At 51.1% G+C, this 5,117-nt stretch carries 3 protein-coding genes and 1 pseudogene; 2 read left to right on the forward strand and 2 right to left on the reverse strand.

The genetic code is table 11. The features are described 5' to 3' along the window. Together ABYT30_RS15225 and ABYT30_RS15230 are read right to left on the reverse strand one after the other, a co-directional pair. On the reverse strand, positions 1-2,847 hold a 2,847-nt coding region (locus tag ABYT30_RS15225; protein ID WP_373097360.1), incomplete at its 3' end, for an efflux RND transporter permease subunit. A gap of 5 nt (positions 2,848-2,852) precedes the next feature. Beyond that, complete coding sequence (locus ABYT30_RS15230; protein ID WP_373097361.1) at positions 2,853-3,965, reverse strand: efflux RND transporter periplasmic adaptor subunit; 1,113 nt, start codon at positions 3,963-3,965, stop codon at positions 2,853-2,855. 293 nt (positions 3,966-4,258) lie between these two features. Here ABYT30_RS15230 and ABYT30_RS15235 point away from each other — a divergent pair, with 293 nt between their 5' ends. Beyond that, complete coding sequence (locus ABYT30_RS15235) at positions 4,259-4,576, forward strand: 2Fe-2S iron-sulfur cluster-binding protein (protein WP_373077478.1); 318 nt, start codon at positions 4,259-4,261, stop codon at positions 4,574-4,576. Between the two features lie 131 nt (positions 4,577-4,707). Beyond that, positions 4,708-5,117: pseudogene (locus tag ABYT30_RS15240) on the forward strand (hypothetical protein); the annotation flags it as partial.

Below are 5,117 nucleotides of genomic sequence, written 5' to 3' on the forward strand. Positions count from 1 at the left end.
CATCGCCAGTGTCGTCATCACAATTGGCCGAGAGCGCTCACGACAAGCCAAAATCAGCGCTTCTTTTTGAGGTATACCTTCTCGCGTTCGCTCAATAGTGTATTCCACCAACAAAATTGAATTTTTCGCCGATAGCCCCATAAGCATTAGCAAGCCAATCATGGCGGACAAGCCCAGCTCACTGCCGGTAATAATCAAGCCTAAAAATGCGCCGGCTACCGACAATGGCAATGCCGTAAGAATGGTCACTGGCTTAAAGAAACTTTTAAATAGCAAAACCAGTACGCTTAAAATCAATCCAATACCGGCCAAGATCGCAGCACCGAAGCTAGCAAACATATTATTCATATTTTCGCTTTGACCATAGGCAGGCTGCGTTACCCCGGCAGGGAGGTTTTGCATAATTGGCAATTGATTAATGAGCTTTATCGCCTCACCAAAAGCGATTTGGTTCAACTGCCCTTCTACTGTCGCGCGGCGCTTGCGGTCAAAGCGCTCTATACGAGCGGCACCAGGCTGAAACCTGATATCCGCCACTGCTTGCAGTGGTACAGTCTGACCAGTGTTGGTAGGTACACGCAGGTTACGTAGGGTTTCAAGATCTGCGCGAGCCCCTGCGGGTAAACGCACCCGAATCGGCAGCCGCTGCTGACCAGTATTAAATTTAGGAATATTGGCGTCGATGTCACCAAGGGTCGCCACACGAATAATCGCCCCGAGTGTGTCTGCTGATATACCAAGCCGCGCAGCTTCGTCAGGTTTAACTGAGACAATCAACTCCGAACCCGGCCGTGGCGTAACTTGGTGCACACCACTTAATTGTGTCAAACCGCGCATTTGCTGCTCTAAGATCAACGCAGTTGTGGCCAATAATTCGGCATTTTCACTCGCCAAAATAATCTTGATGACAGCGCTACCGCCGTCCCCTGAGGAGGCAAATCCGAGCCTGACATCAGGAACGCTCATCAATAGTGGCGGCAGCCTTTCCTGGAAGCCTTGGGTTGTTTCCCGTCGATCATCCTTAAGCAATATAGTGACTTTCCCGGAGCGAATATCGCCATCACTGCTGTTTGAACCGACCGATGCAAAGATCGTTTCTACCGATTCCAGCGCGAGCAGCTTCCGCGTTAGGACTTCAGTGCTACGACGCATATCACTTAACGTTGCACCCGGCGCACCTTCAACGCTTAGTTCAACAATGCCGTTATCCGCGGGAGGCGTAAAACCTGTCGGCAGTAGAATGGTTAGTAACAAGGATCCCGCAAATAATACCGTACCCACACCCAGCGACAACCAGCGGTGATTCAACGCAAATTCAAGAGTATTACGATAAAAGCCAGTAAACGGCTTACGCGGCGCGGGGTGTTTTGCTGGCCTCATAAAATAGGCCGCCATCAATGGCGTCAGTAACCGCGCCACTAAAAGCGAAAACAACACCGAGACCGCCACCGTGAAACCGAATTCCTTAAAGAATTGACCGGCAAAGCCACCCATCATCGACACTGGCAAAAACACCACGACAATGGTTAAGGTTGTAGCCACAACGGCCAGACCAATTTCATCAGCACCAAAAAGCGCCGCGCGGTAGGGACTTTCACCTTCTTCGACACGCTTCTGAATATTTTCTATTTCAACAATGGCGTCATCAACCAAGATACCAATGACCAAGGTCAATGCCAGCAGGGTAATCATATTTAAGCTGAAGCCCATATAGCTCATTGCCGCGAATGTCGGTATCAATGATATTGGCATCGCCAAGGCGGCGATAACGGTTGCTCGCCAATCCCGCAAAAAGAAAAACACCACCAACGCCGCCAGTAACATGCCTTCAATTAAAGCCGCTAACGTCGCGGAAAAGCTATTTTGAGTGTTCTCGGCGGTAGAGATAATACGAACGAATTTAATATCGGGATATTTAATAGCGAGACCCGCAACTGCAGTAGCGACAGCATTTGCGACGTTAACATCCGAGGCCGCTTTGGTTTTTTTTACCTCAAAACCCACCACCGACTGACCATTCAACACTGCAAAGCCACGGCGCTCCGCTGCGCCACTAGCCACCGAGGCGACATCACTCAAACGTAATTTTCGGCCCGCACCGGTCGCAATTACAGTATTTCGCAATGCATCAATGCTATCAGCTGCGCCGAGCACTCGGACAATTTGTTCGCGGTTGCCGATCTCAGTACGGCCACCAGACAAGTCGGCATTGGCGCCGCGTAGTGCAATATTAATTTGACTCGCCGTTAAGCCGAGCGCCTCAAGTCGCGCTGGGTCAAGCGTGACATTAACTTCTCTTTCAACACCACCAAAACGAGTCACTTGGGCAACGCCCGGCAAACTAATTAACTCGCGAACGAGGCTGTCGTCGACAAACCAACTTAACTCGACATCGTTCATCGCGCCGGTCGATATTGCATAGGTCACAATAGGGGCTGAATCCAGATCGAAACGCTGAACAACAGGCTCTTCTATGGTTCGCGGCAAGCTACTACGGACTCGGTCAATGGCCGCGCGCACCTCATCGGTCGCCTTCTGGGGATCTTCGCCTATCTCAAACTCTATCGTGGTTGATGACACGCCCTGGGAGACCGTCGACTGAATATGGTTAACCCCCGCCACATTCGAAACCGCGGCCTCGATTTCACGGGTTATTTGGGTTTCTACTTCACTAGCTGCGGCGCCTGAAAGCGCCACACTGACTTGAACAATGGGGAACGCGACATCCGGATAAAGTTTAATGGGAAGGGAGCGATAGCCTTGCCCTCCCACAATCATCAGCGCAATAAAGAGCACGACCACAGGAATCGGATTTTTTATTGCCCAAGCGGAAACGCGAAGATCCACTCGCCTTACCTCGCTGCTTCAGAATAGGTATCGGCTGCTAGCTCACCGTTTTGCATTGGATCAATCAAATCACCGTCAAGTAAAAATGCACCGCCGCCAAGTACAACGCGACTACCAATATCCGGACCATCAACAATCGCAACGAAGCCGTCAGCGCGCACCCCTGTTCGAATTGCAACCCGCTTAGCTCGGTTATGCTCATCCATTATCACCAGTAATGGCCCACCCGCCTCAAACTGCACAGCCTTTTCAGGAACGGCCGGCACCGGTGTCGCCTCGCGACTGAAAACCACTCGCGCAAAGCCGCCTTCACGGAGCGCCGGATCAAGCGGCAGCGATACCCGTACTCGGCCAAGTTTGGTCTGTGGATCGATACGCGGCGAGATCAATCGCACCTCGCCCTGAAGCTCCGGCCCCGAGGGCAAACTTACCGTTGCCACCTGACCGAGACTGAGTTGACCAATACCGGCTTCTGGGATCTCTGCCTCAAGCTCGAGCAAGCTATCTCGCGCCATCCGAAACATCACCTGGGCAGAATTCGCCACATCTCCGGGGTTTACCGTTCGCTCGAGGATCAATCCAGAAACCGGTGCGCGAATGCGCATTCTTTTTTCTTGGGTGCGCAACTCGTTTAGCTGGGCGTTTGCCGCTCGCCACTCGGCCTTGGCGATTTCAGCTTGCGCTAGCCGATTTTCAATGTGCTCTTTAGAAAAGACATTCGAATCCTTCACATTTTCAACCCGAGCGGCGTCGCTCATCGCCAATTTTGCATGGGCATCAGCCTGCGCTAATCGCGCAGCTGCTTGCGCGATTTTCGCGGCTAGCAACTCTGAATCAAGTATGGCAAGCACCGTTCCTGCATTGACAACAGCGCCCTCTTCAACAAGAACATCCTTCACCACAAAACCCGACAACTCCGTCCCCACCGATGCCTCTTCACGCGATACCAACAAGCCGGAAGCAGCAAGAGATCTTGCCATTGAGCGAAGCTGCACGGTAGAAATACTAACCGCACGCGCCAGTTCTGCAGCGTTTGGCGAAGCTACCTGTGCGCTGCGATCCGAACAAGCGGACAACACGAGCACCAGCGCCGCAGCGGCCAATCGATTTACTGACATATATTTACTATCCACAAAGAAGAAGCTTAATGTCACTCAATCTCGACAAAAGCGCACATTAGCAATGTTGTTTTTGTATTTTTTACTTCGCGCCACGCAATTCTGAGCCGTATTCTGCGTTTTAATTATAAATACATTGACACAGTGCCGTTTCATTATGATACTTTACTTTAATAAGCAAAGACAAAACAACTAATTATTAATTTAAAGCTTTGTGATAAAGCTAACTAAATTATTATCAGCACAGGTAAATATCGCCTGATTTCATCAACTTAACAAACAAGAAATACACCATGTCAGAATTTACAGTAATCACAAGAGACGGCGAATCACACACTATTGCTGCGGAAGACGGCCGGTCTTTAATGGAATTAATTCGCGATGCCGGCATTGATGAATTAGAGGCCCTATGTGGCGGCAGCTGTTCATGTGCTACTTGCCACGTGTATATCGACGCTAAGAGCCAAGAACTAATTCCTGCACTAAGCGATGGCGAAGACGACCTGCTCGACGGCTCTGAATACCGCAGCGATGACTCTCGTCTCAGTTGCCAAGTGCAATACAACAAAGCTATGCAGGGTATAAGCGTTAAGATCGCCCCTGAGGGTTAATCCCTAGAGCAATGCAGCGATAACTACTAGCCTTATTGACACGCCAACTGAAGGCGCAAGGGCAAAGGGTCGCCGCGTGTGACCCTACTCGCGCCATAATAAAAGTAGCTTAATAACTGAGGCCAAACGCTATGAGTAAGCGATGGACAGAACGCCCAGCAGGTTCCAACTGGGGTGATTTCGGTGCCGACGATCAACTCGGCCGCCTAAACCTAATTACGCCAGAACGCCGCCTTAAAGCAGCACAAGAGGTTAAGGAAGGCATCGCATTTTGCCTGTCTCTACCCCTCGATTGCCCTCGGGACTCACTCAACCCCCGCCGATTCCCCCCGCAAATGGCATTTTCAATGCGCGGCGACGATCCGGCGATGAACTACCCATTTTCGAAATTAAATCCAGGCCAAACCGATGTGGTATGCGATGACCGCGCCACCCTCAGCCTGCAATACTCCACGCAATGGGACAGCCTCTGTCACATGGGCTCCTGTTTCGATGCCCACGGTAACGGCGAAGCTCAAGCCACCTACTACAACGGCTTCCA

Origin of the sequence: Zhongshania sp. (assembly GCF_041623545.1) — a bacterium.
Lineage (GTDB): Bacteria > Pseudomonadota > Gammaproteobacteria > Pseudomonadales > Spongiibacteraceae > Spongiibacter.